Raw genomic sequence first — 4,556 nt, 5'->3', positions numbered from 1 at the left:
ACAGCTAGGTTTAACTTCAATAGAATATATCACGATAACAACAAGACTTTTATTCGTGGTTTCTATGATGCTACTCAAGCGCAAGACCCAGGCTTACAAAACAATGATGTTATTGCGCAATATAATTTAGTGGTCGTGACAGATGACAGCGGGAATGATTTAAACTTAACGGCTGGTATGGATTTTTCTAGCACAGACAATGCAGAAGCTAAGAACAATTACTTCTTCTTTGGCGATACAGCAAATGTACCTTGTACAATCGGTAGAATTGGCGAGTTCACTCAAACCGATAATGTTTGCATCGAAGGTTCTTCGTTCACTGACAGCACAATTCACACAACGGAGTAAAGCATGGCCTTTCCAGATGATTGGGCGTATAGCCAAGCAATTACCATAGACAATACTAAGGTTTCAGGTTCGTCTAATCATACTAATTTTCCCGTTCCTGTTACTTTAGACCATCTGGACACAACCGCAATTGATGCGGGTAGTGCATCTATGCTGAGTGCTGATGAAATACGTTTTACAAGTGATAGTGACGGCCTTAATGAGTTGGCCTGTCAAGTTCTGCAATGTACGCCACATGCAACGGCAAGTAGTCGTAGGTTTCTGGCTTGGGTTAAGATACCAACTTTATCGTATAATTCAGACACAATAATATATATTTGGTATCGTAATGCCGCCGCAAGCGCGGTAGCTGTTGGTGCGACTTATGGGCGTAACAACGTATGGTCACGATATCGCTCAGTGCATCATTTGAACGAGGCTGCGGCTCCGTATATTGATAGTACTGGCAATGGTTATGATGCTACAAATAAACTAGACACAGGCATAAGAAAAACAACAAACCATCCTATTGACGATGCTTACTGGCATGAGTTTGACACATATAATCACAGTTTAGAGATTTTAAGTTCTGGTGACATGCTCACCGATGGCACTACCTATATGATATCTGGATGGCATTATAACCGATGGACAGGTAATACACATGCTATTATGGGAAACTGGAACACGGATGGTTCAGGCGATTGGCGTCACTTATTCACAAATGGTCGCGCACGTGCTGACAATCCACCAGATCATGATCAAAAAGACCCAACGTCAGGCTTATCAAATAGTAACGTATATCATAGTGTTGTTATGCATACTTCGTCTAAAATGCAATTGCTTACTAATGGTTCACCGAATGGGGATATAACGCCTCCTGCCGTAGATACAGCTATGGGTGATGGCGCTGACTACTTAATAGGAACATACCACAACGGAACAACAAGAGCCAATGCCGATATGGGGATGCTCAGAACGTCTATTGAGGAGTTTAGTAATGATTGGTTTGCTACTGAATATGAAAGTATTAAAAACTCTAGCACCTTTGCTAGTGCAGGAACTCCAGTACCAACAACAGTTAATAATGAGCCTACAGGTTCGGTATCTATAACAGGAACACTGCGTCAAGGTGAGACAATTACAATCACCGACAATTTAGCTGACGTTGATGGCTTAGGCTCTTTTACTCGCGCGTTGTTGCGTGATGGTGTTGTTATTGCAGACACAGATAACGAGACTTATGTTCTGACCGCATTTGATGTTGGAACAATGATTGTGCCACGTATCAATTACACGGATGGCGAAGACAATGATGAAGAAGTAACAGGAACCGCAGTAGGCCCGATAACAGGTAAGGTTGAGACAACATATCAGGATTGTTATTTCACGATTGTTACGGATCATGTTCAAGTTGCTGGATCGACAACGTTTCTGGATATACCTTTACCAGTACGAACAGTTCATGTTCCGGCTGGCTTCTTTGATGGTGGTTCAGGTTCCGCTGTAAATGGTGGTGGGAATATCGAGGTTCACAAAGATTATCCGTTTACTGGAAGCACAAGAATACCAGCTAAGATAATTGACTTTGATATCAATGCGGGAACAATAGATTTTGAATATCTGCATCCAAGTCTATCTGCAATAGCGGCGGAAACTATCTATATCCGCAAGGTAAACGCTGATCAAGCGCAGCCAGCAGCAGACGAAGCTTATGGCAGTGACTTGGTAGATAATGCGGTTACGTTCCCTGACGATGCCAATCTCGTAACCACACTGGCAAACGCTGCTAACAATGACAACTTCTACACAACGGGGCCGCTTGTCTGCACTTTAGTTGGTGGCGTTACACCTTCTGAACCATCCGAATATCGGTTCTTACAGTCCGTACTATCTGATCCAATATCATCAGTGATGAGGACTTATGATGGCTAAGGAATTGAACATAAGACAGGCAAAGTTTGTTGATGAATATCTCATTGACAACAATGGGTCAGCAGCGGCTATTCGGGCTGGATACTCACCTAATTGTTCAAAAGTAACAGCAAGCAAAATGCTCAATATGCCTGCGGTAAAAGACCTTATTAATAAGGCGAAGATAGAAAGATCAGAGCGTACAAAGATTGATGCTGACTTTGTTCTTCTTCAGCTGGGCGATATGCAGAAGGCGATGATCTCAGAGATACTGAATGACGATGGTGGCTTGAAAGACATAAGCGAGTGGCCCGATGTGTGGCAACGAATGATATCAGGTATTGATGTACAGGTTAATCATGATGGTTCCGGATACACGAAGAAGGTCAAGTTTATGGATCGCACACGCATCCTTCATATGCTTGGTCAGCACGTATCGGTAAATGCCTTTAAAGAAACTGTTGATGTGAACGTTAAAGGAAGTTTGGGCGAGCGTCTAATGCAATCAAGGAAGCGTCTTGGCTCAACGAGAGATTGATCACGAGCAAATGCTCATTGACGACATTGCGAAGTTCTATGACGATCCAATGGGTTTTGTGATGTACGCCTTTCCTTGGGATATTGATCCTTCAATTCAGATGGTTGAGCTTGAGGAACCGTGGGCGTCTAAATACAATAGTGAGTTCGGGCCGGACAAGTGGGCCTGTGAGTGGCTTGATGATCTCGGCGCAGAAATTAAAGACAGAGGATTTGATGGCAAGAATGCTGTCGATCCTATTCAGATGGCTACAGTATCAGGACATGGTATCGGTAAGTCTACACTGACAGCATGGTTGATCTTATTTATTATGACAACCCGACCATTTGCCAAGGGTGTTGTGACAGCGAATACTGGTGAGCAGCTAAAAACAAAAACATGGTCAGAGCTTGGTAAGTGGTGGAAGAAGTGCATCACTCAAGAATGGTTTACCTATAACAACGGCAAAGGCAATATGAACCTGTACTCTGTCAGCTCTCCTGAGAGTTGGCGCTGTGATGCTCAGACTTGTCGTGAAGAGAACAGTGAAAGCTTTGCTGGCCTCCATGCAGCCAACAGTACACCATTCTACATCTTTGATGAGGCCAGTGCCGTTCCGAATAAGATTTGGGAAGTGTCCGAGGGTGGTTTGACAGATGGTGAACCCATGCGTTTCGTGTGGGGAAATCCCACTAAGAATACAGGATCATTCTTTGAATGCTTCAATCGGTTTAGGCATCGCTGGAAGTCTATTGTAATTGACAGCCGTGATGTGAATATCACCAACAAGAAGAAGCTCAATCAGTGGGTGGAAGATTACGGCGAAGACAGTGACTTCGTGCGTGTGCGTGTGCGCGGTGTATTTCCTCGTGCCGGATCAATGCAATTCATATCGTCTGAAGATGTGGATCGCTGTGCTGAGATGGATACGCCAGATGTAATTATGACGCAGCCCGTCATCATGGGTGTTGACGTGGCTCGCTTTGGATCAGATAAATCTGTAATCCTCATTCGTCGTGGTCGTAACGCTCGTGATATTCATATGAGTAGCTATTCAGGCATTGACACAATGACATTAGCTGCAAAGGTTCATGAGTTGGCTATCGAGTTTGATTGCGATGCAATATTTGTCGATGGTGGCGGTGTAGGTGGTGGTGTAGTAGACCGCTTAAACCAGCTGAGTGCGAAGAATGTCATTGAGGTACAATTCGGAGGGCGAGCAGTAAACCCTGCTGTGTACGTCAATTGGAGAGCTGAGATGTGGGGAACAATGAAGGCAGCAATCAAGGATGGTGTTGCGATCCCAAATCAGGTTGAGATCAAGACAGATTTAACTGGTATTGAATACGGTTATCAGAAAGAGAATTTGATCCAACTTGAGAAGAAAGAAGATATGAAGAAGCGTGGTCTGTCATCCCCTGACTTTGGTGACGCACTTGCTTTGACATACGCATTGCCAGTAGCCCCTAGGGTTGGCGTAACAAGCATACATCATCCTGATGTGTCACAAGTACAAGGCGGTGATTATGACCCATACGCATAGAACATCGGCAGCTATAGCAAAGATGAAACAGAGCGGGGCAAAATTCAGAGAAGGGCCTGATGAGGGTGAGCTTTATCCGAAAGTTGAAATCCAGTTTAGAAGCAGGGAAGAACAAGAGGCAATAAACAGACAAAGCCCTAATATTCATCGCGCTCAGGGGCATGATTATGATCCTTATAAATAAGTGTGACATTTTTACAACAAAAACGTTGACGAAGTGTCATTGATGGTTAAACTAAAACAGTAAATTAAAAT

5 protein-coding genes are annotated in these 4,556 nt (G+C 43.8%); all 5 read left to right on the top strand.

The genetic code is table 11. The annotated features are described in order from the left end of the window. A partial coding sequence (locus tag Q0688_RS23730) for a hypothetical protein (protein ID WP_299083133.1) occupies nucleotides 1-348 on the top strand: 348 nt, incomplete at its 5' end. 3 nt (nucleotides 349-351) lie between these two features. After that, nucleotides 352-2,262, top strand: a complete 1,911-nt coding sequence (locus Q0688_RS23725) for a hypothetical protein (RefSeq protein WP_299083131.1) — start codon at nucleotides 352-354, stop codon at nucleotides 2,260-2,262. A gap of 4 nt (nucleotides 2,263-2,266) precedes the next feature. Continuing rightward, complete coding sequence (locus Q0688_RS23720; RefSeq protein WP_299083129.1) at nucleotides 2,267-2,779, top strand: terminase small subunit; 513 nt, start codon at nucleotides 2,267-2,269, stop codon at nucleotides 2,777-2,779. Then, a complete protein-coding gene (locus tag Q0688_RS23715) occupies nucleotides 2,760-4,301 on the top strand; it encodes a hypothetical protein (protein ID WP_299083127.1) in 1,542 nt (513 codons plus the stop codon). The genes Q0688_RS23720 and Q0688_RS23715 overlap by 20 nt, the downstream gene beginning before the upstream one ends. Then, nucleotides 4,285-4,485 carry a hypothetical protein gene (locus Q0688_RS23710; RefSeq protein WP_299083125.1) on the top strand — a complete coding sequence of 67 codons (201 nt, stop codon included), beginning with the start codon at nucleotides 4,285-4,287 and terminating at the stop codon, nucleotides 4,483-4,485. Before Q0688_RS23715 ends, Q0688_RS23710 begins: the two co-directional genes overlap by 17 nt. Nucleotides 4,486-4,556: the final 71 nt, after the last annotated feature.

This window comes from uncultured Paraglaciecola sp., assembly GCF_937123705.1.
In the GTDB taxonomy this organism is placed as follows: domain Bacteria; phylum Pseudomonadota; class Gammaproteobacteria; order Enterobacterales; family Alteromonadaceae; genus Paraglaciecola.
This window is presented reverse-complemented; position numbering and strand designations above follow the sequence as displayed.